Source organism: Streptomyces sp. NPDC040622, from assembly GCF_055593965.1.
In genome coordinates this window covers 71,248-95,301 of record NZ_JBVIXD010000010.1, presented here as the reverse complement: position 1 = coordinate 95,301, position 24,054 = coordinate 71,248, and the positions used below count along the sequence as shown (strand labels likewise).

At 72.9% G+C, this 24,054-nt stretch carries 19 protein-coding genes; 4 read left to right on the top strand and 15 right to left on the bottom strand.

Annotated features, from left to right (window positions below):
• From ACZ592_RS28370 to ACZ592_RS28360, 3 genes are all read right to left on the bottom strand, one after another.
• The gene (locus tag ACZ592_RS28370; RefSeq protein WP_471584488.1) at positions 1 to 879 is read right to left on the bottom strand and encodes a phosphatase PAP2 family protein; all 879 of its coding nucleotides are present in this window, start codon (positions 877 to 879) and stop codon (positions 1 to 3) included.
• 106 nt (positions 880 to 985) lie between these two features.
• Positions 986 to 2,011 carry a LacI family DNA-binding transcriptional regulator gene (locus tag ACZ592_RS28365; RefSeq protein WP_471584487.1) on the bottom strand — a complete coding sequence of 342 codons (1,026 nt, stop codon included), beginning with the start codon at positions 2,009 to 2,011 and terminating at the stop codon, positions 986 to 988.
• Positions 2,012 to 2,036: 25 nt separating this feature from the next.
• Complete coding sequence (locus tag ACZ592_RS28360) at positions 2,037 to 3,701, bottom strand: glycoside hydrolase family 13 protein (protein ID WP_471584486.1); 1,665 nt, start codon at positions 3,699 to 3,701, stop codon at positions 2,037 to 2,039.
• A gap of 351 nt (positions 3,702 to 4,052) precedes the next feature.
• Between ACZ592_RS28360 and ACZ592_RS28355 the strand changes: the two genes are divergently transcribed.
• The gene (locus ACZ592_RS28355) at positions 4,053 to 5,756 is read left to right on the top strand and encodes a SpoIIE family protein phosphatase (protein ID WP_471584485.1); all 1,704 of its coding nucleotides are present in this window, start codon (positions 4,053 to 4,055) and stop codon (positions 5,754 to 5,756) included.
• On the opposite strand, the gene ACZ592_RS28350 is transcribed toward ACZ592_RS28355, so the two are convergent.
• Positions 5,753 to 5,920: a hypothetical protein gene (locus tag ACZ592_RS28350; RefSeq protein ID WP_471584484.1), complete on the bottom strand. Its 168-nt coding sequence runs from the start codon at positions 5,918 to 5,920 to the stop codon at positions 5,753 to 5,755. The two genes, ACZ592_RS28355 and ACZ592_RS28350, sit on opposite strands and share 4 nt — an antisense overlap.
• Positions 5,921 to 5,961: 41 nt before the next feature.
• On the opposite strand from ACZ592_RS28350, the gene ACZ592_RS28345 reads away from it, so the two are divergent.
• Positions 5,962 to 6,321: a 5-carboxymethyl-2-hydroxymuconate Delta-isomerase gene (locus ACZ592_RS28345; RefSeq protein ID WP_471584483.1), complete on the top strand. Its 360-nt coding sequence runs from the start codon at positions 5,962 to 5,964 to the stop codon at positions 6,319 to 6,321.
• On the opposite strand, the gene ACZ592_RS28340 is transcribed toward ACZ592_RS28345, so the two are convergent.
• The 6 genes from ACZ592_RS28340 to ACZ592_RS28315 all read right to left on the bottom strand — a co-directional run bounded on the left by ACZ592_RS28340 (position 6,297) and on the right by ACZ592_RS28315 (position 15,401).
• Positions 6,297 to 7,043, bottom strand: coding sequence for a TetR/AcrR family transcriptional regulator (locus ACZ592_RS28340; protein ID WP_471584482.1), 747 nt, complete (start codon positions 7,041 to 7,043; stop codon positions 6,297 to 6,299). The genes ACZ592_RS28345 and ACZ592_RS28340 overlap by 25 nt on opposite strands.
• Positions 7,044 to 7,110: 67 nt before the next feature.
• Positions 7,111 to 8,181, bottom strand: coding sequence for a PDR/VanB family oxidoreductase (locus tag ACZ592_RS28335; protein ID WP_471584481.1), 1,071 nt, complete (start codon positions 8,179 to 8,181; stop codon positions 7,111 to 7,113).
• Between the two features lies 1 nt (position 8,182).
• On the bottom strand, positions 8,183 to 9,088 hold the full coding sequence (locus ACZ592_RS28330; protein WP_471584480.1) for a metal-dependent hydrolase: 906 nt from the start codon (positions 9,086 to 9,088) through the stop codon (positions 8,183 to 8,185).
• A 71-nt stretch (positions 9,089 to 9,159) separates the two neighbouring features.
• Positions 9,160 to 11,073 (bottom strand): hypothetical protein, encoded by a 1,914-nt coding sequence (locus ACZ592_RS28325; protein ID WP_471584813.1) that lies wholly within the window; start codon positions 11,071 to 11,073, stop codon positions 9,160 to 9,162.
• Positions 11,074 to 11,120: 47 nt separating this feature from the next.
• Positions 11,121 to 11,615: a tetratricopeptide repeat protein gene (locus ACZ592_RS28320; protein ID WP_471584479.1), complete on the bottom strand. Its 495-nt coding sequence runs from the start codon at positions 11,613 to 11,615 to the stop codon at positions 11,121 to 11,123.
• 657 nt (positions 11,616 to 12,272) lie between these two features.
• Positions 12,273 to 15,401, bottom strand: coding sequence for an alpha-N-acetylglucosaminidase (locus ACZ592_RS28315; protein WP_471584478.1), 3,129 nt, complete (start codon positions 15,399 to 15,401; stop codon positions 12,273 to 12,275).
• 111 nt (positions 15,402 to 15,512) lie between these two features.
• On the opposite strand from ACZ592_RS28315, the gene ACZ592_RS28310 reads away from it, so the two are divergent.
• Positions 15,513 to 15,953, top strand: coding sequence for a hypothetical protein (locus tag ACZ592_RS28310; RefSeq protein WP_471584477.1), 441 nt, complete (start codon positions 15,513 to 15,515; stop codon positions 15,951 to 15,953).
• A 44-nt stretch (positions 15,954 to 15,997) separates the two neighbouring features.
• Here the strand turns inward: ACZ592_RS28310 and ACZ592_RS28305 are convergent, their stop codons facing one another.
• The 3 genes from ACZ592_RS28305 to ACZ592_RS28295 all read right to left on the bottom strand — a co-directional run bounded on the left by ACZ592_RS28305 (position 15,998) and on the right by ACZ592_RS28295 (position 19,430).
• Positions 15,998 to 17,443 carry a DUF1996 domain-containing protein gene (locus ACZ592_RS28305; protein ID WP_471584476.1) on the bottom strand — a complete coding sequence of 482 codons (1,446 nt, stop codon included), beginning with the start codon at positions 17,441 to 17,443 and terminating at the stop codon, positions 15,998 to 16,000.
• Positions 17,444 to 17,517: 74 nt separating this feature from the next.
• Positions 17,518 to 18,168, bottom strand: coding sequence for a LuxR C-terminal-related transcriptional regulator (locus tag ACZ592_RS28300; protein WP_471584475.1), 651 nt, complete (start codon positions 18,166 to 18,168; stop codon positions 17,518 to 17,520).
• Entirely contained in the window at positions 18,153 to 19,430 is a 1,278-nt protein-coding gene (locus ACZ592_RS28295) for a sensor histidine kinase (protein WP_471584474.1), read from the bottom strand. The genes ACZ592_RS28300 and ACZ592_RS28295 overlap by 16 nt, the downstream gene beginning before the upstream one ends.
• A 254-nt stretch (positions 19,431 to 19,684) precedes the next feature.
• Between ACZ592_RS28295 and ACZ592_RS28290 the strand changes: the two genes are divergently transcribed.
• On the top strand, positions 19,685 to 21,874 hold the full coding sequence (locus ACZ592_RS28290; RefSeq protein ID WP_471584473.1) for an MMPL family transporter: 2,190 nt from the start codon (positions 19,685 to 19,687) through the stop codon (positions 21,872 to 21,874).
• A 59-nt stretch (positions 21,875 to 21,933) separates the two neighbouring features.
• On the opposite strand, the gene ACZ592_RS28285 is transcribed toward ACZ592_RS28290, so the two are convergent.
• Positions 21,934 to 22,920 carry an NAD-dependent epimerase/dehydratase family protein gene (locus ACZ592_RS28285; RefSeq protein ID WP_471584472.1) on the bottom strand — a complete coding sequence of 329 codons (987 nt, stop codon included), beginning with the start codon at positions 22,918 to 22,920 and terminating at the stop codon, positions 21,934 to 21,936.
• Positions 22,921 to 23,005: 85 nt separating this feature from the next.
• The gene (locus tag ACZ592_RS28280; protein WP_471584471.1) at positions 23,006 to 23,575 is read right to left on the bottom strand and encodes a winged helix-turn-helix domain-containing protein; all 570 of its coding nucleotides are present in this window, start codon (positions 23,573 to 23,575) and stop codon (positions 23,006 to 23,008) included.
• Positions 23,576 to 24,054: the final 479 nt, after the last annotated feature.

Genomic DNA, 24,054 nt, shown 5'->3' with positions numbered 1-24,054 from the left:
CTAGGCCTTGACCGGTCGCACGGGGCCCTCGCCCCTGACCGCCACGTCGCGGGCGAGGGCGTACGGCAGCGCGCCGTACCAGAGGCGGGCCACCAGGAATCCGAAGGCCAGGCACATCATGCCGCCGACCGCGTCGAGCCAGAAGTGGTTGGCGGTCGCCACGATCACGATGAGTGTCGTGACGGGGTAGAGCAGGCCGAGGACCTTGGCCCACGGCACCGATGCCAGGGCGAAGATCGTCAGGCCGCACCACAGGGACCAGCCGATGTGCATGGACGGCATCGCCGCGTACTGGTTCGACATGTTCTTCAGGTCGCCGGACGCCATCGAACCCCACGTCTGGTGGACGACGACGGTGTCGATGAACGTGCTGCCGTTCATCAGGCGCGGCGGAGCCAGTGGGTACAGGTAGTAGCCGACCAGGGCCACCGCCGTCGTCGCGAACAGGACCAGGCGCGTGGCCGCGTACCGCCCGGGATGCTTGCGGAAGAGCCAGACCAGGACACCGAGCGTCACGACGAAGTGCAGCGTCGCGTAGTAGTAGTTCATGCCGACGATGAGCCATGTCGCCGAGTCCACGGCGTGGTTGACGCTTCGCTCGACGGCGATGCCCAGGTCCTGCTCGACGCGCCAGATCCAGTCCGCGTTGCTCAGCGCCTGGGACTTCTGCTCCGGCACGGCGTTGCGGATCAGCGAGTACGTCCAGTAACTGACCCCGATCAGCAGGATCTCGAACCAGAGCCGGGGTCGGCGGGGCGTACGGAGCCGGTGAAATCGACGCAGCAGGCTCCGCCCACGGCGGCCGTTCTCCTGGCCCGCGATGGGTGATGCAGTAGGGCTCTGCCGGCCCTCCAGTGTCGTCACGGTCGTCTCACCCATAGGGACAGAGTCTGCCAGATCCCCACCCTTCGACCGATCATCCCTCGGTCGGGTTCGGCCCGCATTCTCTACGCCACAAGAACGAGGCCGCGACCCTGATGTGGCCCTAGGGGCGCCTGGGGCCCGAGGCGGTCGATCCGCGTACGACCAGCTCGGGCATGAAGACGAATTCGTCGGGCGGGGCGGGGGTGCCGCCGATCTCCTCCAGGAGGGTGCGCACCGCCGCCTGACCCATCGCGGGCACCGGCTTGCGCACGGTCGTCAGCGGCGGATCCGTGAACGCGATCAGCGGCGAGTCGTCGAACCCGACCACCGAGACGTCGTCCGGCACCTCGAGGCCGCGCTCGCGCGCCGCCCGGATCGCGCCGAGCGCCATCATGTCGCTCGCGCACGCGATGGCCGTGCAGCCGCGGTCGAGCAGCGCGGAGGCCGCGGCCTGGCCGCCCTCCAGCGTGTACAGGGAGTGCTGGACCAGATCTGTCTCGATGTCGCCGGCAGCCATGCCCAGCTGGTCCCGCATCGTGCGTACGAACCCCTCGATCTTCCGCTGTACGGGCACGAAGCGCTTGGGGCCGAGGGCCAGTCCGATACGGGTATGCCCCAGGGAGACGAGATGGGTGACCGCGAGACGCATCGCCGCGCGGTCGTCGGGCGAGACGGAGGGCGCCCGCACCGCCGGAGCGAAGCCGTCGACCAGCACGAACGGGACGCCCTGCGCCCGCAGCTGCTCGTAGCGCCGCATGTCGGCGGTGGTGTCCGCGTGCAGCCCCGAGACGAAGATGATCCCGGCGACCCCGCGGTCCACCAGCATCTCGGTGAGCTCGTCCTCGGTGGAACCGCCCGGGGTCTGCGTGGCGAGCACCGGCGTGTACCCCTGCCGGGTCAGGGCCTGGCCGATGACCTGCGCGAGCGCGGGAAAGATCGGGTTCTCCAGCTCCGGCGTGATCAGCCCGACCAGGCCCGCGCTCCGCCGGCGCAGGCGCACCGGGCGTTCGTAGCCGAGCACGTCGAGCGCGGCGAGCACGGACTGGCGGGTGCCCGCGGCGACGCCCGGCTTGCCGTTGAGCACGCGGCTTACTGTCGCTTCGCTGACCCCCGCCTGGGCTGCGATGTCGGCTAGCCGTGCGGTCACAGGACGGGACTGTACCGGTCGAGTCTCAGGCTGCCCACCAGACCGTTGAATCGGCCGGAAGCACGGTCTCCCCGGCGCCCGGCTCGACCTGCGCGCTCGCGAGGAGCAGTGTGCCCGCAGTGGGCAGTGCGACGGGTGACGCGGTCAGGTTCACCGTGCAGACGAACGAGCCGGCGGCGGAGGTGCGGCGGAACGCCAGCACGCCATCGGGGGCGGGCAGCCACTCGATGCCGCGGCCCGCGCCGAGCGCCGGGTGGGCGCGGCGGGCGGCGAGCGCGCGGCGGTAGAACTCCAGCGTCGATGCCGGGTCGCCCGTCTGCGCCAACACCGAGAGCTCCCGCCACGCGTCCGGCTGCGGCAGCCAGCTCGGCCCGCCCTCGACGGGCCCGAAGCCGTACGGTGCGCGCTCCCCGGACCACGGCAGCGGCACGCGGCACCCGTCGCGCGTCCCGTCCTGTCCGGCGCCGCGGAAGAACGCCGGGTCCTGGCGCACCTCGTCCGGCAGTTCGGTGACCTCGGGCAGGCCGAGCTCCTCGCCCTGGTAGAGATAGGCGGAGCCGGGCAGGGCCAGCATCAGGAGCGTGGCGGCCCGCGCCCGGCGCAGTCCGCGGGCCCCGTCGTCGGCGGCGTCCGTGCCGGACAGGCGAGTGGTGTGGCGGATCACGTCGTGGTTGGAGAGCACCCAGGTGGCGGGCGCGTCCACGGCATTCATCGCGGTCAGCGAGCGGTCGATGACTCCGCGCAGCGCGACGGCGTCCCAGTCGGTCGTCAGGTACTCGAAGTTGAAGGCCTGGTGCAGCTCGTCGCGGCGCAGGTAGCGGGCGCTGCGCTCGACGGTCGGCGTCCACGCCTCGGCCACCGCGATGCGCTCGGTGCCCGCCGGGCCGCTGTACTCGTCCAGGATCCGGCGCCAGTCCCGGTAGATCTCGTGCACGCCGTCCTGGTCGAAGTAGGGCACCGCCTGCTTGCCGAGCAGCTTCACCTGCTCACCGTGGCCGATGTCGGGCAGCCCCGCCGCCTTGACCAGGCCGTGCGCGACGTCGATGCGGAATCCGTCGACGCCGAGGTCCAGCCAGAAGCGCAGGACCGAGCGGAACTCGTCGTGGACGGCCGGGTGCTCCCAGTCGAAGTCCGGCTGCTCGGGCGCGAAGAGGTGCAGGTACCACTCGCCGTCATCGACACGGGTCCAGGCGGGGCCGCCGAAGACGGACTCCCAGTCGTTCGGCGGGAGTTCGCCGTCCGCGCCTCGGCCGGGACGGAAGAGGAAGCGCTCGCGGGCCGGCGACCCCGGGCCCTCGCGCAGCGCCCGCACGAACCACTCGTGGCGGTCGGAACAGTGGTTGGGCACCACGTCGACGATGACGCGCAGCCCGAGCGCGTGCGCCGCGCGGATCAGGTCGTCGGCGTCGGTGAGGGTGCCGAACATCGGGTCGACGGCGCGGTAGTCCGCCACGTCGTAGCCGGCGTCGGCCTGCGGCGACGCGTAGAAGGGGGAGAGCCAGACGGCGTCCACGCCCAGGTCGCGCAGGTGCGGCAGGCGGGCCGTGATGCCGGGCAGGTCGCCCATGCCGTCGCCGTCCGAGTCGGCGAAGCTGCGCGGGTACACCTGGTAGATGACGGCGTCGCGCCACCACTGGCGGGCGGGCGCGGAGTCGGTGGCGGCGGGCGCGGCGGTGACGTTCTGGGTCATGAAATCCCTTAGCGGTGCGGGGAGTTACGAGGGTACGGGGGTGGGGCGGCGCGGGAAGACAGGGCCTGGGGGGTGGGCGGGACGCGCGGACACCCCGGTGAACGCCCCGCGGAACGCGAAGGTCACGAGCGGATCCGCCGCACCGGTGGCGGGGCGGCCCGCGCACCGTGCGCGTGATCGGCGGGGCCGGCGCGGATCCTAGCGGCAAGTTCACGGCGCGCGAGGCGGGTCGGGGGATCTTCACCGTTCCCGGTCGGAGCCTCGTCATCGTCTCCCGGAGCGTGCCCGGGAGCGCTAACTTGGTCGGGCGGGCCCGAGGGGGGTCTGCCCCACCAGCCCCAAGGGGCCCCCGTGAGCGTCAACGGCAAGGCAGGGACGACGATCCTGGTGGTGGACGATGTCGCCGCCAGTCGATACGCCCTGGGCGCGGTCCTGCGCAGGGACGGTCACCGCGTCGTGCTTGCCGCCAGCGCGGGCGAGGCCCTCATCGAGCTCGACCTGCGCCGGCGCGCGGGCGATCTGCCCGACGTGGCGCTCGTCGACGTGGGCCTTCCCGACATGAGCGGCTTCGAGCTCTGCCGCCGCCTCAAGGAGTCACCGCCCTTCGCGGCCCTGCCCGTCGTGCACTTCTCGGCCGCCCGGGTAGCTCCCGCCGACCGGTGCCGCGGCCTGGACGCGGGCGGCGAGGCCTATCTGACGGTGCCCGCCGAACCGGAGGAGATCCAGGCCGTCGTCCGCGCCGCCGCCCGCGGCGCCCGCCACCGCACCGTCGCCGAGGCGCAGGCCGGCCACCTCACCCGGCTCGCCGAGACGATCCTCGACGTCCAGTCCGCCCGCGGCCCCGGCGAACTCGCCGAGGCCGCCGCGCACGGCACCGCCCGCCTCACCCACGGCCCCGCCGCCGCGTTCGTCCTCGCCGATGACGGCACCCTGCACCGGGGCCTGTCCCGGCGCAGGACCGCCGCCTCGCTGCCCGACGACGGCGCGCACGAGGCGGTGTCCCGCCTGATCCAGCGCGAGATGGCGGGCCGCGTCGGCGTGCGCGACACCGTGGTGTCCGCGGCCCTGTGGCCGCCCGGCTTCTTCCACGCGGAGCCGGCCGGCGGGACCGGACTCCCCGACGGGGCCCGGCTCACCCTGGCCCGCGCCCGGGAGGGGCGCGCGCCCGTGTGCCTCGCCACCCCCGCGAACGGCGAAGGGCTCGTCCCCGGCACCGGGCGGCTCGTGGGGCGCATCGCCCACGCCACCGCGGTCGCCGCGGAACGGCTGCTCATGTACGAGGTGGAACGCCACATCGCCCTGACCCTCCAGCGCAGCTTCCTGCCGTCGCGCGTACCGCAGACGCCCGGCACGGAAGTCGTCGTCCGCTACGAACCCGCCTCCCGCGACACCGAGATCGGCGGCGACTTCTACGCCGCGCTCGGCACCGGGGGCGGCCTCCTCACCGCCATCGGTGACGTCGTCGGCCACTCCCTTGACGCCGCCACCGTCATGGTCGAGATCCGGCACGCGCTGCGCGCCTACTGTGTCGAGGACCCCGACCCGCGCACGCTCGCCCACCGCCTCGACAAGATGCTGCAGCGCTACCACCCCGAGGTGACGGCGACCCTCTGCCTGGCCCTCGTCGACCCCGCCACCGGACGCACCCGCGTCGCCAACGCCGGGCACATCCCGCCCCTCGTCGTCGGCGACGACGGCACCGCCGCCTACCTGCGGGCACGCGGCCCGCTGCTCGGTCTCGGCCTGGACCGGCCGCCCGTCACCGAGACGGTCCTGCTCCCCACCGACCGGCTCCTCATGGTCACCGACGGGCTCATCGAGACCCGCGGCACGGACCTCGCCGTGTCCATGGAGCACCTGCGCGCGGTGGCCGCCGACGCCCCGCTCGGCATAGCGGCCCTCTGCGACACACTGCTCGCCTGCCTGGGCCACGACCGCGACGACGACATCGCCCTGCTCGCGATGCGTCTGCGCGCGGACGATCCACCGCCACAGGACCTGTCTTCGCACACCCTGCCCCGCGGGCGACGACAGGAGCGTGCCGACAGGCCCTAGCCGACCTCCCGCTCCATGAGCAGCACCCCCGTACGGGCTCCCGTCCGCTGGTCGATCCCGTGGTCCGCCGGCCGGCGGGCCGCGCCCTCGTAGCGACCGACGAGCGTGGTCGCGTCGCCGGGGTCCGCGCCGCGGAAGGCCAGTTGCGCCGTCACGGCGCTCACCGCAAAGGTGGGCACGACACCGGACGAACGAGGGGTGGCCCATGCCGCAGATCACCGTCGACTACTCCGAGCACCTGGCGGACGGCTTCGACCGCCGGGGGTTCGCCCTGGCCCTGCACCCGCTGCTCGTCGAGGTCGCGAACGCCACGGCCGACGCCTGCAAGACCCGGTTCGTACGGACCGAGGACGCCGTCGTGGGCGAGGGCTCGGGCGACGACGGCATCGTCCACGTCATGATCGGGCTGCTGCCGGGCAGGTCGGACCAGATCAAGGCGCGGGTGACGGAAGGCGTGCTGGACCTCGTACGGCAGTACGTGAAGCCCGCCGGAGGAGTACGGCTGCACGCCTCGGCCGAGATCCGGGACCTGGACGCCTCCTACCGCAAGTCCGCGGGCGCCTGAGGCGCGAGCGCGAACAGCCGGTCGAGCAGCTCGGCGAACGGGCCGTCGGCCGGCTCCCCGACGAGGATGTCGCGCAGCAGCGCCGCCATCTCCTCGTCGTAGGCGGCGCTCACCGCGGTCAGCGCCGCGAAGTCGTGCACCAGCTGCAACTCCAGCTCCGCGCGCGGGATGCGCCGGCCGTCCAGCCAGATCAGCGCCGTCGACTCGGCCAGCGATATCCAGGACCGCACGACGAGTTCGAGGCGGGCGGGCGGATCGGTGATCCCCAGATGCGTGAGGATCTGGTCGTACGCGGCCTGCCGCACCGAGTCGATCAGCGCGGTCGTCGTCGACACCGCCTCCGGTGCGCAGGCGCCGCCCGCCGGCACCGCCGACACCGCGGGGCCGCCCCGCATCAGCGCGGAGAAGCCGGGGCCGTGGTCGTCGACGAAGGCGAGGAAGCGCCCCATCACCCGCAGCAGCCGCGCCCCGAGCGGACCCTCGCGCGGCTCCACGAACCGTCCGGCCAGATCGTCCGCCGCCCGGCGCAACGCCGCCTCGTACAGGCTGAGTTTGCCGGGGAAGTAGTGGTAGACCAGCGGGCGCGAGATGCCCGCGGCCGCTGCTATCTCGTCGATGGAAACATCGTCGGGCGAGCGGTGGCTGAACAGGTCGAGCGCGACCCCGATCAACTGCTGCCGCCGCTCCTCGACACCCATCCTGCGGCGCACCCCGGTTGTCATGCGAACACCTTACCGAGCAGAACCGGCCCTGAGGCGGGCCGGTCCGGGTCCGTGCCGGACCGGCGTCTCACAGGTCGAGGACGAGCCGCTCACCTCGCGCACGCGACACACAGATGAGCATGGTGTCGGCCCGCTCGCCGTCGGTCAGGAGCTCGTCACGGTGGTCGATCTCCCCTTCCACGACGCGCTGTTGGCACGTTCCGCAGAAACCCTGCTCGCAGCTGTACGCCGTGTCGGGCAGCTCGGCGCGCACGGCGGCGAGCACCGTGGTGTCCGCGGCGACCTCCACCGTGCGTCCGCTGCGCCGCAGTTCGACCTCGAAGGCGGTGTTGCCGTCGGACGAGGTGCGGGGCGCGAACCGCTCCAGGTGCAGCGCGCACCCGTCGGGCAGGACCGCGGCGACGGCGTCCATCAGGGCCTCGGGGCCGCACACGTGGACGGCGGTGCCCTCCGGCGTTCCGTCGAGGAAGGCGGCCAGGTCCGGCAGGCCGTCCTCGTCCTCGGCGACGACGGTGACCCGCTCCCGCGCGCTCCCGCCGAGCTTCTCCAGTTCTTCGAGGAAGGGCATCGACGCCCGCGAACGCCCCCCGTACAGCAGGCGCCACCGCGCCCCCGACGCCTCGACGGCCCGCAGCATCGGCAGGATCGGCGTGATCCCGATGCCGCCCGCCACGAAGACGTACGCCGGCGCGTCGGCGAGCGGGAAGCGGTTGCGCGGCCCGCGCACCTCCACCTCGACCCCTTCGCGGAGCGCCTCGTGCACCTCGCGCGAGCCGCCCCGGCCGCCCTGCCCGGCGGAGATCAGACGGGTCGCGACGGTGTACGAGGAGGAATCCTCGGGGTCGCCGCAGAGCGAGTACTGCCGTACGAGCCCCGATGGCAGCACGACGTCCAGGTGGGCGCCCGGCTCCCACGCGGGCAAGCCGGCGCCCTCCAGACGCAGTTGGACGACACCGTCGGCGACGCTCTCGTGCCGGGCGACGCGGAGCCGCAGCGCCCGCGAGCGCGGCTGCCCGGAGATCGGCTCCTCCAGGGTGGGCAGCGGCCACAGCGGGGAGGCCCCGATGCGGCGGCGCACGGCCCGCCGGGTGAGCAGGGCGACGCCCGCGACGAGGGCGACGGTGCGGATGCGGGGCATGTCAGGCGGTCCCCTTCTCGGCGGCGACGGCGGCGGGCGAGGAGGCGAGATAGGCGACGGCCTGTTCCGTGCTGCCCTCCTGCGAAGGGTGGTAGGCCCGGCTGAGATAGCGGGGGATGGAGCGGACCATGTCGCCGGTGGAGGGCAGCGTTCCTGCCTTCCCGCTCCGGTAGAAGTCCTTGAAGGTCGCCCTGCCGTCGACGAGCGTCGGGTCGTTCTCCATGAAGAACCGCGCCCCGCGCTGCCACAGGAAGACCAGGGCGGAGAACGCGGTCGCCCAGGTCCTGGCCCGGCGCCGGTAGCCGCCGTCGACGTGCATGAACAGCTCGAAGGCGACGGAGCGGTGCTCGACCTCCTCGGCGCCGTGCCAGCGCAGCAGGTCCAGCATTGTCGGGTCGGCGCCCCTGCGGTCCAGCTCGTCGGCGTTGAGCACCCAGTTGCCGAGGAAGGCGGTGTAGTGCTCGATGGCGGCGATGATCGCGACGCGCTCCATCAGCCACCACCGGCGCGCCTTGCCGGGCGGCAGCGTGCGGTCGCCGAGCAGCTTCTCGAAGAGCCAGTCGACCTGCGCGGTGTACGGCGTCGGGTCGAGGCCCTGTTCCTTGAGGTGCGGCAGGACCTCGTCGTGGGCCTGCGAGTGCATGGCCTCCTGGCCGATGAACCCGATGACGTCCTCGCGCAGTCTCTCGTCGCGGATGAGCGGCAGGACCTGCTTGTAGACGTGCACGAACCAGCGCTCACCGGCGGGCAGCAGCAGGTGCAGCACGTTGATGGTGTGCGTGGCGAACGGGTCGTTCGGGAGCCAGTGGAGCGGGGTGTTCTCCCAGGAGAAGGAGACGTTGCGTGCCTTGAGCGGTATGTGCTCGGACGCGACGGGCTCGGGCACCCGGCTCTGCGTATTAGACATGGCGTCAATGTACTGAGCGGTAGTTCCCGGGTACAGGGGTCTGCGGCGGGAAACTTCGCCCGCCGCACCCGTCAGCGCAGCGTGGTCAGTTTCTCTCCGCCGGCCAGCACGCCGGACAGCTTGATCTCGGCGTTCCGGTCCGTCCGCTTCGCCAGGACGTTGCCCGGCACCGGGCCGCCGCCCGTGGCCGTGATGGACGCGACCTGCCTGCTGCCGGCCGCCAGCAGGTACCAGTTGCCCGCACGGGACTTCCAGCGGACGCCCGCGAGCACCTGAGGATCACGGCTGCCGCACGCGGGGGAGTCCTCGGACTTGGCGGCGACGGCGCCCGCGGGCCCGCCGGCCGTCTGGAACTGGGCGAGGATCCGGCTGCCCGCACCCCGCCAGGTGTCGGCACGGGTGCAGACCCAGCCGGCCGAGCCGTTGGCCTCGGGGAGGGCCTGCTGCGCGTACGTCCAGGCGTTCACGGACCGTACGCCGTGCGAGCGCACCGTCGCGAGGGAGCACGCGGACTTCGACCACTCGGCGGGGGTGGCCTCGCGCGGGGCCTGCGGGCGGCCCGCCGTCAGATGGGCGGGGACGAGCTCGCCGAGGTCGGTCGACAGGCGGGTGCTCCCGGAGTGGTCGCGCAGGCTCAGCGCGTTCCACGACGTGCAGCGGCCGGTCTGCGCCGGGCCGGAGAACGGGTCGGTGACACCGTCCGCCGAACGGTGCAGGGGAGCGGCCTTCGCGGCGGGCTTCACCAGGTCCTGGACGGCGGCGGAGCGGATCCAGGGGGCCGTCAGGTAGCGGATGTTGCCGTCGGCGCGGTTGACGACGACGGCGTTCGCCTCGGTGCCGGTCGCGCCGTCCACACGCGCGAAGTCGAGCGCCGCGCCGCCGGTACCCTCCCGCGGCTCGGCGTACCGCACGATGCGCAGCCCGTCGTAGAGCAGCACCACGCGCGCCGAGTCGACCTCACCGGCGAAGAGGAGCTGGGCGGGCCCGGGCGGCGCCCCGGCGGCGGTGCCCGGCGTCGCCGAGACCTGGACGGACCCGCCGGGCCGCGCCCAGACGGCGAGGGCGCGGCGCAGCAGCTCCTTGTCGCCGACGAGGTCGCCGCGCGCGGGCCACACGGTGAAGTCGGTACGAGCGGAACGTTTCCACGCCCCGGCGGACGCCGTCGTCAAGAGCCCCGGGTCGAGTGCCGCCTGCCCGGCCGGGTTCTTCGCGTACGGCGGCGCTGCGGCGCCGTCGGGCCCCCAGCCGTCACCGGGCAGCCCGAGCAGCGCCCCGCACACCAGCGCGGCGGCGGCCGCGACGCCCGCGGCCTTCATGTGCTGCCTGCGCCGCATCAGATCGGTGGGCCTCGCCTGCAACGAGCAGGGGTCGAACTCGGGGGAGGCGAGCAGCTCGTAGTGCGCCTCCAGCTCATCGGCCTCGTCGAGGGCGTCCTCCGGGTCCTCGCACCCGGCCGCGTCGAGGAGGTCAAGGACGGCGGAGTCGTCGAGCCCCTCCAGGCCGCGCAGCACGTAGGCGGCGCGGGCGGCACCCGACAGGGCGGAGAGCCGCTGGTCCAGGGCGAGTTCGTCGGCGCCGCCCGAGCGCGGGAAGAGCCGCAGCCCCCACACCTGCGGCAGCAGCGGCGGCAGCTGGGCGCGCCGGGGCCGGGCCCGCCAGTGCAGGGGGAGCCCCGCGTCCAGGGCGCTGCGCACCACCTGCAGCCGCACGAACGCGTACCCGGGGTCGCCGAGCGGCCCGGCGGCACCGCCCCGCTGCGCGGGAACGCCGGCCGCCGCACCGGTCTTGCGGCTGCGCGGCAGGGCACGCTGGGTGAGCGAGTGGGCTGTCAGGACCCGGCGGTTGCGGCCGAGACTCGGTGGCAGCACGAGGTAGGCCAGCCGGACGAGCCGCGGGTAGTGCTCGACCAGGGCGGCCTCGGCCTGCTCCACGTCGACGACGGGAGCGGGGCCTGTGGGCTTCTGGGACTTCGACGGGGACTGCACATTCGACGACACGTTCAGCAAAACGAGCGAATCGTCGGATGGTCACCTCATGCCGGGGCGTCCGCCACGAGCTCGCGCGCGTAATGCGCCATGGAGCGCTGGTAGCGCGGCAGATGGGGCGCGAGGGCGCCGAGCACGAGGGAGAGCCCTTCCCGCTCGCGGCCTAGGCTCGCCAGGCACAGCGCGAGACACGCGCGGATCGCGTCGTCCAACTCGTCCGACGGCGCGTCCAGTTCGGCCGTCAGCAGCGCCGCGCCCTCCTCGGCCCGTCCCACGTTCCGCAGGGAGCTGGCGAGTTGCACGGCGGTGCGGCGCTTGCGGTAGCCCGTGAGGCCGCGCTCCAGGGCTTCCTGGTAGAGCGGTACGGCGAGGTCGGAGCGGCCGGTCGAGTCGAACGCGCAGGCGCGCTCGAAGTGGCCTACGGGGTGGCCTTCGGGCAGTTCGGCGACGAGTACGTCGATCGCGGCGCGGAACGATTCCTCGCCGTAGGCGTCCATCGTGTCCCATGTTGCCCCGAGCCGCTTCTCCCACGCGTCATCCATGCCCCCACCATCGCACCCCTGTCCCACCCCGTCACACCCTTTTCCTGGGTGGGCGGGGGCTGCCCTGCGCGTCCGGGTGCGGGTCCGCTGTGGCCGTTCGCGCCGTTCCCCGCGTGGGCTGGCCCCTGGGCCTTGGGCGGTGCGGGGTGGGTGGGTTCCTCCCTGCGTGGGCGGGTGCGGGTTGGTTGTGGCTGGTCGCGCAGTTCCCCGCGCCCCTAAAAGCAGCAGCCCGCCGCACCCGCGCCCTTGAAAGCAGCAGCCCGCCGCCCCCGTACCTCTGAAAGCAACGGCCCGCAGCCCTCGCGCCCCAGGAGGCAACAGCCCGCCGCGCCCCCGAGGCGCCGATCCGCCCGAGGCCCCCCGGGAGGCACCGCCCCACCCGAGGCCACCCCCGAAGCCCCCGGGAGGCACCGGCCCTGCGGGGCTTGCCCGAAGAAGCCCCACCGATGACCGGCAGCCGCACACGCGCCCGAGGGGGCGCGGGGGTATGTGCGCACGGAGCACCGAGCGGGCTGTGGCGTCTTTATTCTTGAGGCGTGGCGCAGGGATAGCGAGTACGAACATACCCCCGCGACCCCGCCCCACAAGACGGACCCAAGGCGACACCAGCCCAAGGCGCCCCCGCCAGACCCCGTCCAAGGCGCCCCGCCAGAAACCTCACGTCACACGCCACCCGCTGAACTCCACAGCCCCACGCCCCCCGTCACCCCCATTCGTCGCACTCATGAACAGCCCCACGTCCTGCACCGCCCCCGCCCCGGCCACCCGCACCGTCGCCACGGTCCGCCACGACCCCCCGCCGTCCGTCGAGCACTCCCCCGTGAACGAGCCGCCCGACCGCGACAGCCGCAGCAGCACCGGCGCCCTGACGCCCGTGATCCGCTGGTACGTGTCCAGCGTGCCGTCGCCGTTCGTGTCGTACGACAGCACGACCCCGTTCGCGGGCGTCACCGCGAGGTCGACGAAGCCGGGGGAGCCGGGGGTCGCCAGGGCGTCGCGGGCGATGAGGCCGGCCCGTGCCCAGGGACCCGTCACCGCCTGGGAGTCGACCCGTACCGTCACCGAGACGCCGTCCCGCAGCGCCCCCGCCCGGTACAGCGCCCCGAACTCGGCCGTGCCCTTCCACAGATCGGCCCCGCCCCCGTCGATCGCGTACCGCCCGTCGAGCTCCCCGAAGACCGCGCCGTTGTTGGTGTACGTCTTCCAGTCGCCGCCCACCGGCCCCGCCTCGAACAGCGTCCCTTCGTGGACGGACGTCACGCGCCGCTCGCCCGAGGGGCCGTACGTGACGGTGATCTCGTAGGGAAGGGGCCGCAGCGGGCGGTCCAGAGGCGTGTCCGGCGCTTCGGCGCGCCACGTGACCTCGCCGGTTCCCGCGGCGGGGACCCGGGGCAGGGACACCGGCCCCGTCGGCTCCGCGTCGATGCCGGTCAACGCGAAGTCGACGCGCCCCGTGGCGCGCAGCCCGTTGACGTTGCGGAAGGCGGCCGTCAGGCGGGCGTGGCCGCCCGGCGGGAGGGCGGGTGGTTCCGCGGTGACCTCCAAGGTTCCCTGGTAGGGGGCGCGCGCCAGCACGTCCCGTACTCGCGCGGCGGTGCGGTAGGCGGTGCCGACGGGCCGCAGCGGATAGTCCTTGCGCTCCCGCGTCCAGGGTTCCTCGAACGCGAACCAGTCGACCGCCTTCGGCGCCCGCCCCGAGGCCAGCGCGTCGGCGAGCTCGTCGAGCCACTTCTGCCACCGGGGCACGTAGAAGTCGCCGATGAGGCCGTGCCATTCGCGGTTGCCGTAGTCGTGCAGCTTCCCGCCGTCAGAGGTCGCGCGGTCGCCCCAGACGGTGGCGAGGACCTTGGCGGTGCGTTCGAACTCGGTGCGCTCGGCCTCGCTCGTCCCCATGCGCCGGGCGGCGTCGAGCCAGGGGCCGAGGAGGAAGGCGGGGGCGGTGCCCGTCACCTCGTCGGAGAGCCGCATCAGCCGCAGCCACAGCTTCGACAGGTCGCCGAAGGTGTCCCGGTCGCCCCGCGTGTAGGCCTCCCGCAGCTGCGGCAGGAGCTGGCGGCTGCGGTGGGCGAGGGCCTGGCGGGCGATGTCGACGAGGTCGTTGCGGTAGGCGGCGCTCCCGCGCAGGGATCCCGTCACCCCGAGGAGCCCGGCGAGCGCCGCGTCGAAACGGGCGGGGTCGTAGGTGAGCGCGCGCGGCGCGTACTCGGCGGCGCGGGCGGCCGCGAGGTCGGGCCGCGCGGCGAAGAGCGAGTCGTGTGCGTCGCTGCGCTCGACGGCGGTGTGCCGGTAGGCGGTGTCGTTCAGCGCCCGCCAGGCGGCCCGCGCGCCCCGGTCGCGCCCGCCGTACCGGAAGTCGGCGTAGGAGGAGAACCAGGCGGCCCGGTCGACGGGCCCCTTCGTCCAGGCCAGTTCGGAGAAGAGCTCGAAGGCGGCGGGGTCGCGGTCGGTGGCCTCCGGCATGAAGGCGGTGCCGACGAGCGCGCTGTCCTCCTTGTCGCGCCAGGCGAAGAACTTCTCGTTCCACAGGTGGGTGCGGGCGCCGATGGTCGTGCGCCCGCCGAAGTTGGGGATGGTCCCGAACGCGTAGGGCGTGCCGCCCCAGTCCTTCTCCCGGTCGGTGACGCTCGCGTACCGGTCCGAGACGCCGTCGACGATCAGCATCCGCTTCTTGTCCACGGCGTCGAGCAGCGCGGGCAGCGGGTTGGCCTCCCAGCCGAGGATCACCCAGGTCGCGCCGGGCCGCGCCGTGCGCAGGGCGCGCTCCACGCCGCGGGCCGCGGCGGGCACGGGCACGTCGCCCGCGGTGCCGCCCTCGTGCAGCAGGTCCATCTTGAAGTGGTCGGCGGGGCCGAACAGCTGCTCCTGGTGCCGGTAGAAGGAGGCGGCGACCTTCGCGAAGGACGCGGTCCGCGGGTCGAGCCAGTCGGGCCGCTTGAACCCGTGCCAGGTGCCCTGCGGCACGACGCGCGCGTCGCCGCCGTTGCGTGCGACGAAGCCGTCGGGCACGTTGCCGTAGTAGCCGGGGAAGACGGGGGCGATGCCCAGGTCGCGCAGTCTTCGCACGATGCGCTGCCCCAACTCGACGCGGTCCCCGATCAGTTGGGTGGAGAGCGGGCCGCCGTACCCGGAGAGGTTCTGCAGCAGCCACCAGGGCTGGTGGGAGGGGGCGGGAAGCCATGCCCTGGCCTCCGCGTCGGAGTAGCCGAACTCCCGCAGCACCCGGTGGTACACGGCCTCGGCGCCCGCGATGACGAGGACTTCGTTGCAGCCGTGCAGGGCGAGTACGTCGATCATCCGCTCCCAGTACGCCCAGTCGGCGTACGGCGCGGTGTAGCCGTCGTTCGTGTCGTTCAGGGCGAACCGGTGGGGGAGCGGGGTGGCCCGCTCCAGGGGGCGGGCCGGCGCGGGCAGCCTGCGCGGCAGGTCCAGCTGGCTGCCGTTCCACATGATGTGCGCCCCGCACACGTACTTCAGGTACCAGTGGACGCCCGTGAGCAGCACCGCGGGCGTCGTGCCCGACACCTCGATCCTTCCGGTGGACCCGGTGACCCGGAAGCGGTCCTCGCGGCCCCGCGGGGATACGGGTCTGAGCCGGATCTGCTCCGCGTGATGCGGCAGGAGTCTGTTGAGCGCCGAGCGCGCGGAATCCGTATCGAAGGCGGGGCCCCCGGCGGGACCGGTGGGGCCGTCGGCGGCACGGGCCGGCAGCGGGACCCCGCCGAGGGCGGCGCCCGCGCCGAGCGCGCCGGCGGTGCCGAGCACGGAACGTCGGGACGGTTCGGACATGTGTACCCCCTGAGGTGAAGGCTGCGGCGCACGGTATCCGTGCCGCCGTCCGTGCTCAACGGTGCAGAAGCAGATGGCGAGTTCAGGTCGCCGGGAGGGTCTGGTGGGACGATGAGGGCAGCGCGGAGCGTGCTTTCGGGCATGGCGGTGGCGGGGCTGCTGACGGTGCTGGGCTGCGGCTCGGGGGGTGACGGCACACCGGACACGGCGAGCGGCAGCCTGGAGCAGCTGGCGGCCGAGGCGGGATGCAGGCCCGACGTCCAGACGGACGCGGTCGAACTGCGCCAGGCCACCTGTGAGAACGGTGCCCGGCGCTACGTCCTCGTAACCTTTACCAACGCCCGCGGCCAGGCCGAGTGGCTCGACGAGGCGAACGACTACGGGGGTACGTACCTCGTCGGCGGGGCCTGGGTGGCGGTCGGCGGGGCCGGTGACATCGCGGCGCTGCGCGAGCGCCTGGGCGGGACCGTGGTGGACGCCGCACAGGGGCACGGCGGGGGCCACCACGGTCACCGCGGGGAGGGCGCGGACGGGATGGCCGGCGCGGGCTGAGGGGGAGACTCAGCACTCGGCGCGGGCGCCGCCCGGGCCCGGGATCAGGTGCAGCGCCGACCGGAGTTGACGCACTTCGCGACGCGCTGCATCAGCCGTTCGTCGAAGACGTTGATGAAGTCGCCGTGGTCGGTGACGGGCTTGTGCAGCTGCTCGGGGAAGGAGTCGACGGCGAAGCCGGGGCCCGGCGGCACGTCGTACACGACGCGCTGCACCAGCTGCGGCACGGCCTTGAAGCCCTGCGGGCAGGCGCCGGTGCGCCGGTCGGCGAAGGCGACGTGGGTGCGGTGGTTGGCGCTGTCGGTGTTCCGTCCGTCCCAGCAGCTCTGGAAGGTGAAGGTCCGCACGACCTTGCTGCCCTTCGGGCAGATCGGATACTTGTCCTTCAGCTGCCGGTTCTCGAATCCGGTGCAGCTCCAGGAGGCATTCGCGTTGGCGTCGCCGTTGGTGAAGGCCTTGGCGTCACCGGTGATGATGCGCAGGAAACGCGGCATCGCGACGACCTTGCCCGCCGGATTTCCGACGAATTTCAGGGTCACGGACGCCGGGGTCCGGATCTCGCCGACATTCTGGTCCTTGCCGCCGCCGTCCGCCTGGGCGTCGTCCTCGTCCTTGCCGTTCTGCAGCCTCAGGACGGGCCAGTAGTACGTCGATCTGTCGCCCTGGTTCCGGCAGCTCGTCCGCCCTTTCGCGAGGTCGTCGTCGCTGGAGAACGCGTCCGTCGCCTGATTTCCCACGTAGTCGTGCATATGGTGGGCGCCATTGCTCACGCCGGGGGCGACGATGACGTTGTCCGGATTGAACTTGCCGTTCTCGTTGCGCCCGCAGGTCGTGGTGAAGGACCCGCGCGAGGCGCCCCGTCCGCCTCGGGGGCGGTCGACGTTCGGCCGGACAGACCGGATCTTCACGAAGTCACCGGCCTCGGGCCCGTTGCCGCCGGCGCCCTGCCCCTGGTCCTGCTCCTGCCCTTGGTCCTGACCTTGCTCCTCTCCCTGTCCCTGTCCCTGTCCCTGCCCCTGTCCCTGACCCTGTCCCTGGTCGTCGGCCCGCAGCGTGCAGGCCGCCATGCCGTCGATGCCCTCGGGCCGCTCGCCCGCCCGGTCCATGGCGTCCGCGATCTGCCCGAGCGTGCCGCGCCGTTGCTCCTCCAGCGGGCCGAGGACGGATTCCTTCTCCCCGTCCCGCGCCCGCGAGAAATCGGTGTAGGACCGCGTGATCTGGCCGTCCAGATCGGCGAGGCGGCGGTCGACCTCGCCGCGCGCGGATTCCGGCACCTCGGGGAGTTGATTGGCCACGTCCGGACAGCTGATGGTCGACACCTGCTGTCCGGCGCTCTGCGGGGGAGGCGGGTCCGTGCCCTCTTCGGCGTTCGCGTAGACATTCACCGCGACAAGACCGCCACCGCCCAGGAGCAATGCCGTCGAAGCGGCGACCGCCCGGCCGGCGAGTTTTGATCGTTTTCGTGATGTGCGTCGTGATGTGCGTCCCATGGGACTACGTACGCAACAGCGGCGTCCCCCGTTCAGCCGGCCCCGGAATTACCGGCACACGCTCAACGCCCCGTTCAGCGCTCCTGATCCAGATAGGCGAGTACCGCGAGGACCCGCCGGTTGTCGTCGTCGGACACCGCGAGGTCGAGTTTCCCGAAGATGTTGGAGGTGTGCTTGGCGATGGCCCGTTCGGTGACGACCAGCTGGGCGGCGATGGCCGCGTTCGACCGGCCCTGCGCCATCAGTTCGAGCACCTCGCGCTCCCGCGGGGTGAGCGCGCCGAGCGGCTGGTCGGCGGAGCGCCTGGACAGGAGCTGCTGGATCACCTGCGGGTCCATCGCGGTGCCGCCGGCCGCGACCCTGCGGACCGCGTCGATGAACTGCGCCGCGTCGAAGACCCGGTCCTTGAGGAGATAACCGACCCCGCCGTTGCCGTCGGCGAGGAGCTCGCGCGCGTACAGCTGTTCCACGTGCTGCGAGAGGACCAGGACGGGCAGGCCGGGGCGCGCCCTGCGGGCGGCGAGGGCGCACTGCAGGCCCTCGTCCGTGTGGGACGGCGGAAGCCGGACGTCGACCACGGCGACGTCCGGCTGCAACTCCTGAAGGGCCTTGGTCAGTTCGGGCCCGCTCTCCACGGCCGCCGCGATCTCGAAGTCGAACGCCTCCAGCATCCGCACCAGGCCGTCGCGCAGCAGGAAGAGGTCTTCGGCTAGGACAACTCGCAAGGGATCTCCATGGTCACCATGGTCGGGCCGCCCGCGGGACTGCTGACGGCCAGTATGCCGTCGAATGTACCGAGCCGGCGTTCGATGCCGCTCAGCCCGGATCCCGCTCCCGTCGTGGCGCCGCCCTTGCCGTTGTCGGTGACGGCGATCCGCAGCATGCCGTGCGCGTGGTGCACGTCCACCCAGACGCGGTCGGCGCCCGAGTGCTTGATCGCGTTGGTCAGGGCCTCGCTCACCGCGAAGTACCCGGCCGACTCGACCGACTCCTCGACCCTGCCCGGCAGTTCGACGTCGACCTCGGTGGCGATCGGCAGGCGCAGGGCCAGCGCCCGGACCGCGTCGCCGAGGCCGCGCTCGGCGAGGACCGGCGGGTGGATGCCGCGGACCAGGTCGCGCAGCTCGGTCAGCGCCTCGCCGGAGTTCTGCCGGGCCTTGGCGAGCAGCTGCTTGGCCTTGGCGGGGTCGGCGTCGATGAGCGCTTCGATGGTGCCGAGGTCCATGCCCATGGCGACCAGGCGGGCCTGCGCGCCGTCGTGCAGATCGCGCTCGATGCGGCGCAGCTCGGCGGCGGAGTTGTCCACGGCGTCGTGCCGGGTCTCGGTCAACCGGTCCACACGCAGGGCCAGTTGGTGCTCCCGCATGGCCGCGGTGGGCGCGAGCAGCGTGCGGGCGAGGAGGAAGTGGGCGCGGACCAGACCGGGGTTGACGAAGAGGCCGAGGGCGAAGAAGCCCATGCCGAGGAGGGCCGCGTAGTTCGCGTCGGTCTGCGAGGTGACGTGGATGAAGGCGAACCACTCGCCGCCGCCCGCGTTGTAGATGGGCTCCCACACGCCGAGGGCGAGCACCCACCCGTAGACCATGTAGAGCAGCAGGGAGGGGGCGAGGACGACGACGACCGGGCCCGCGGTCATGTTGACGAGGAGCCACTGCAGATCGCGCCAGGTCGCCGGGTCCTTCAGCATCAGCGTGCAGCGCTCGACCTGCCCGGTGAAGCCCGACCGCAGGTCCGCGGGGAAGGGGCGGTACGGGGAGGCTATCTGCACGCCCGACCAGGTGTCGGCCCTGCTGCGGTAGGCACCGGCGTACTCGCGCACGGCGGCCAGGACCACCGGCGTGGTGAAGAGGCCCACGCCGAGCAGGATGAACGCGATGGAGAGCACCGACAGGACGAAGAGCGTGATCGAGCCCGCGAGCGCGACGACGGTGAGGTGGAGGCCCTGGGCCCCCGCTGCCACTGCCGCCTTCAGTCTCGTCATCGTCATCAGTCCCTCTCGTCGTGCGCTGCCTCCCCGTACGCGGTCAGCGCGTCCGGCACAGTGCCATTCTTCCTGGTGGGGCCTGCCCGGGTGAGGGGTCGGGCCACCGGAAGGGGGGTGTACCTGACGACACCCCCGGCCTCGCCCTGTGCTTCCGCGAGAGGGGGCTTCGGCGGCTGGGGCGCGACGCCCGCGGTTCCTAGCGTGAGTGACGTCTTATCCGACGCATACTCACGCAGACTTGATGGGGGCGAAGCGCCATGAGGCGGAACCTCGCGGCACGACTCGGTGTGTGGAGCGCACACCACCGGAAGACGGCCATTCTCGGCTGGCTGGTGTTCGTGGTCCTGGCCACGGTGATCGGCGGGGGCTCCGGCATGGTCACCGCCTCCGAGGACGAGATGGAGGTCGGCGACTCGGCCCGGGCCGCCGAGATCCTCGAAGCCGCGGACATCGACGAGCCCGCGGGCGAGCTCGTCATGGTCACGGCGCGGACCGCCGACGGCTGGCGGGACGCGGCGGCCGACCTGTCGAAGGCGCTGAACGCCACCGGCGACGTACGCGACCTCAAGGCGCCGCTGCCCTCCGAGGACGGCAAGGACGCGCTGCTCCGCTTCGCGGTCAAGGGGGATTCGGCGGACGCGGCCGAGCGCGTCCAGCCGGTCCTTGACGCCGTGGCGAAGGCGCGGCAGGACGGGGAGGCGCAGGGCATCGCCGTCCACCAGTTCGGCGACGCGAGCTCCGAGAAGCATCTGTCCGACCTGCTCGCCGACGACCTGAAGAAGGCCGAGTTCACCGCGGTGCCGCTGGCCCTCGGCATTCTCCTGGTCGCCTTCGGCGCCGTGGTCGCCGCGCTGCTCCCGGTGGGCCTCGCGCTCACCGCGTGCGTGGCGGCGTTCGGACTGCTCTCCCTGGCCAGCCACCAGCTGCACCTGTTCGAGACGACGTACTCCGTGATGTTCCTGATGGGCCTCGCGGTCGGCGTCGACTACTGCCTGTTCTACCTGCGCCGTGAACGGGACGAGCGGGCCGCGGGACGGGACGCGCAGACGGCGCTGCGGATCGCCGCGGCCACCAGCGGGCGCGCCGTCCTGGTCTCCGGCCTGACGGTGATGGTCGCCATGGCGGGCATGTTCCTTTCGGGGCTGCTCCTCTTCAAGGGCTTCGCGCTCGCCACGATCCTCGTGGTGTGCGTGGCGATGCTCGGCTCGGTCACGGTGTTGCCCGCGCTGCTCGCCGGGCTCGGCGACCGGATCGACGCCGGCCGCATCCCCTTCCTCAACCGCCGCTCCAAGAGGGGCGTGCACGCCAGTGGCGGTGTCGCAGGCAGGATCCTGCGGCCGGTCCTCGCCCGCCCGAAGTTCTTCGCCGTCGGGGCCGCGGTGCTGCTGCTCGCCCTCGCCGCGCCCGCGCTCGGCATGAAGACCGAACAGCTCGGCCTGGAGAAGCAGTTCGGCTCCGACGCCCCGCTCTCCGTCGCCTACCAGAAGATCACCGCGGAGTACCCCGGCGGGCCCGCCCCGGCCCGGGTGGTCGTGAAGGCCGACGACATCGACGCGCGGCCGGTGCGGGACGCGCTCGGCTCCCTGACCAAACAGGCGGGCGAGGGCGCCAGGCTCACCGTCCACAAGGCGGCGGGCGTCGCCGAGATCGAGGTGCCGCTGCCCGGCGACGGCACCGGTGCCGAGGCGAAGAAGGCGCTGGGCGAGCTGCGGGACGACACGGTCCCCGCCGCCTTCGAGGGCATCGACGCCGAGGCCTACGTCGGGGGTGACCTGGCCTCCTCCGAGGACTTCGGCGACCGGCTCAGCAAGGGCATCGTGCCGGTCTTCGCGTTCATCACCGCGGTGACCTTCCTCCTGATGCTGTTCAGCTTCCGCTCGGTGGTGATCGCGGTGACGTCGATCGCGCTGAACCTGCTGTCGGTGGGCGCCGCCTACGGCGTCATGACGGCCGTCTTCCAGCACGGCTGGGGCGCGGAGCTGATCGGCTCGGAGAAGGTCGGCGCGATCGAGAACTGGATGCCGCTGTTCGTCCTCGTCGTCCTCTTCGGACTCTCCATGGACTACCACGTGTTCGTGGTCTCCCGGATCCGCGAGGCCCGCGACCGGGGCATGGACAACCGCTCGGCGATCCGTGAGGGCATCACGCGCACGGCGGGCGCGGTCACCGGCGCGGCCGTGATCATGGTGGCGGTCTTCGCGGTGTTCGGCACGCTGTCCATGCAGGACATGCAGCAGATGGGCGTGGGCCTCGGCGTGGCCGTCCTGCTGGACGCGACGGTGGTCCGCATGATCCTGCTGCCGTCCCTGATGACCGTCCTCGGCGAGCGCAACTGGCACACGCCGCGCTGCCTGCGCCGGCTGCCGAAGATCTCCCACGAGGACGCGGAGCCGGCCGCCCCGCACGGGCCCGGCCTGCACAACACCCCGGTCCCGAGCGGGCGTTGACGAACAGGCCCACTCCTGCGGGGACCCCGGCACGCACCGCGCGCCGGGGTCCCCGCACGTCACAGCCCGAGCGCCTTCGCCTCCTTCTCGGGGGCGAGCCCGACCACGGGCCGGTCGGGCCGCTGCGGCGGAGTGCCGCCGATGGACCGCAGCCACTCCCACGTGTCGCGCACGGTGTCGGCGACGGGCCGGGACCCGAGTCCCGCCGCGACCGCCTTCTCGCTGGACGTGCGGTGCATCGAGTCGTGCAGCTCGCCGGGGGCCAGCCACACCGGCAGCTCCATCCACTGCTCGATGCCCGCGTCGAGCACCACGTCCGGCGCGGTCCAGCGCAGCGTCGCGTCACCGCCCGTCACGGTCGCGCACGCGTCCAGCAGATCGCCCATCGTGGCCTGTCCGATGGGGCTTACCAGGTTGTACGGGCCGTGCAGCCCCGCGAAGACCGCGTCGAGGACCCAGGCGGCGAGGTCGCGCACGTCGACGTACTGGATGTCGAGGTCCCGCGGCCCGGGGGCCAGGACGGGCCCGCCCCGCGCGATGCGGTTCAGCCACCACGGCAGGCGCCCGATGTTCTCGTAGGGGCCGAGGATCAGCCCGGCCCGCGCGAGCACCGTCCGCTCGGCGCCGAACCCGGCGACCGCCGCGAGCTCGCCGCCCCGCTTGTCCTCCGCGTACGCCGTCGCCTCCGCGTCCGGATCGCCGTCCACCACGGGGAAGTTCTCGTCGGACCCGGCCGGGCTCGGGTAGCGGTACACGGAGGAGCTGGAGACGTACACGTACCGTCCGGCGCGCCCCGCGAGCAGCCGGGCCGACTCGCCCACCACCCGCGGCGCCGCCGACCAGGTGTCGACCACGGCGTCCCACTCGCCCTCGGCAAGCCCCGCGAGGCCGCCCTCGGCGAGGCGGTCGCCGTGCACCACATGGGCGCCCTCGGGGGCGGGACGGTTGCCGCGGTGGAAGACGGTCACGTCCCAGCCCCGGGCGAGGGCCGCCTCGGTGATCGCACGTCCGACGAACTCGGTGCCGCCCAGCATCAGAAGTCTCATGGGGCGACTCTGCCCCGCCGACCCGGGCCGGGGGAACCGGATTCTGCTCGTGGCAGAGCCCGGCCCCCGGATGCCGGGCCGCAGGTCAGCGAGGTGTCGGCGGCGCGTACTTGTAGCCGACCCGGCGCACCGTCTGGATCGTCCTGCGGTGCTCGGCGCCGAGCTTGCGGCGCAGCCGGGCGATGTGGACGTCGACGGTGCGGCCGTCGCCCACGTGGCCGTACCCCCACACCGTGGTCACCAACTGGTCGCGGGTGTGCACCCGGTGGGGGTGCGCGACGAGGTGGGCGAGCAACTCGAACTCCAGGTAGGTGAGGTCGAGGAGGTGCCCGTCGACCTCGGCGGCGCGCTGCACGGCGTCGATCCTGACCGGCCCGGTGGCGGGGGCCGGCCGCGCGTCGGGACGCAGGGGCTCGGCGGTGACGGGCTCCTGACCTGCCGGCACGAGGACGAGGTAGCCGACCATCGGCGGCTGCCCCGGCAGGGTCGGCAGGGTGTGCTGCGGCGCGGGCAGCCACTGGGCGCCCGGCGGCAGGAAGTCGGAGATCTGCACCACCTCGTCGGGGGCGACGGCCCGCAGGCGTCCCCGGGCCGCGGGCACGGCAGGGGTGAGGGCGGTGGGGGCGGAGGCGGAGAAGGAACGGGAGTTGGCCATGGTGGAGTCAGCTCTTTCGCGCGAAGAAGGAGTCGTCGAGAACGAGACGTACGTCGTGCGCGTCAGGCGAAGGCCGGGTGAACGGCTTTAGAGGGCCCGCGCGTTCATCGCGCGGCAACACACCCGGTCGAAGTCGTGATGCTGCCGGGAGGGCCAGAAAGGCTCGAGGTCATGACGACCTGTCGCGGTGTTCTGGTGGCTGCCCATGGCTCCATTGAATCAGATGGGTGGGTTACTGGCAGTTCCCTGTCGCACACCGATACGGACCCTTGGCGGCACTTGGCGTGAAATGCACCCCGAAAAAGCGCATGAGCTCAAGGATTCGGCGCGGCTTGTGCAGTGTTTCCGCCAGCCCGTGGCCGGTGTTGCGAGGGTCTGTCCATCGATCCGTCCCACTCCTTGGACAGGAAGGGGGCAGGAGGGGGCAGGAGGGGACAGGAGGGGGACAGGGCGGGCCGGGAGTGGATCAAGGCCGGGCG

Excerpts from the sequence above, each read along its gene's own strand:
- ACZ592_RS28370 (WP_471584488.1), bottom strand. The coding sequence starts at position 879 with ATGGGTGAGACGACCGTGACGACACTGGAGGGCCGGCAGAGCCCTACT.
- ACZ592_RS28360 (WP_471584486.1), bottom strand. The coding sequence starts at position 3,701 with ATGACCCAGAACGTCACCGCCGCGCCCGCCGCCACCGACTCCGCGCCC.
- ACZ592_RS28345 (WP_471584483.1), top strand. The coding sequence starts at position 5,962 with ATGCCGCAGATCACCGTCGACTACTCCGAGCACCTGGCGGACGGCTTC.
- ACZ592_RS28340 (WP_471584482.1), bottom strand. The coding sequence starts at position 7,043 with ATGACAACCGGGGTGCGCCGCAGGATGGGTGTCGAGGAGCGGCGGCAG.
- ACZ592_RS28335 (WP_471584481.1), bottom strand. The coding sequence starts at position 8,181 with ATGCCCCGCATCCGCACCGTCGCCCTCGTCGCGGGCGTCGCCCTGCTC.
- ACZ592_RS28330 (WP_471584480.1), bottom strand. The coding sequence starts at position 9,088 with ATGTCTAATACGCAGAGCCGGGTGCCCGAGCCCGTCGCGTCCGAGCAC.
- ACZ592_RS28320 (WP_471584479.1), bottom strand. The coding sequence starts at position 11,615 with ATGGATGACGCGTGGGAGAAGCGGCTCGGGGCAACATGGGACACGATG.
- ACZ592_RS28315 (WP_471584478.1), bottom strand. The coding sequence starts at position 15,401 with ATGTCCGAACCGTCCCGACGTTCCGTGCTCGGCACCGCCGGCGCGCTC.
- ACZ592_RS28310 (WP_471584477.1), top strand. The coding sequence starts at position 15,513 with ATGAGGGCAGCGCGGAGCGTGCTTTCGGGCATGGCGGTGGCGGGGCTG.
- ACZ592_RS28305 (WP_471584476.1), bottom strand. The coding sequence starts at position 17,443 with ATGGGACGCACATCACGACGCACATCACGAAAACGATCAAAACTCGCC.
- ACZ592_RS28295 (WP_471584474.1), bottom strand. The coding sequence starts at position 19,430 with ATGACGATGACGAGACTGAAGGCGGCAGTGGCAGCGGGGGCCCAGGGC.
- ACZ592_RS28290 (WP_471584473.1), top strand. The coding sequence starts at position 19,685 with ATGAGGCGGAACCTCGCGGCACGACTCGGTGTGTGGAGCGCACACCAC.
- ACZ592_RS28285 (WP_471584472.1), bottom strand. The coding sequence starts at position 22,920 with ATGAGACTTCTGATGCTGGGCGGCACCGAGTTCGTCGGACGTGCGATC.
- ACZ592_RS28280 (WP_471584471.1), bottom strand. The coding sequence starts at position 23,575 with ATGGCCAACTCCCGTTCCTTCTCCGCCTCCGCCCCCACCGCCCTCACC.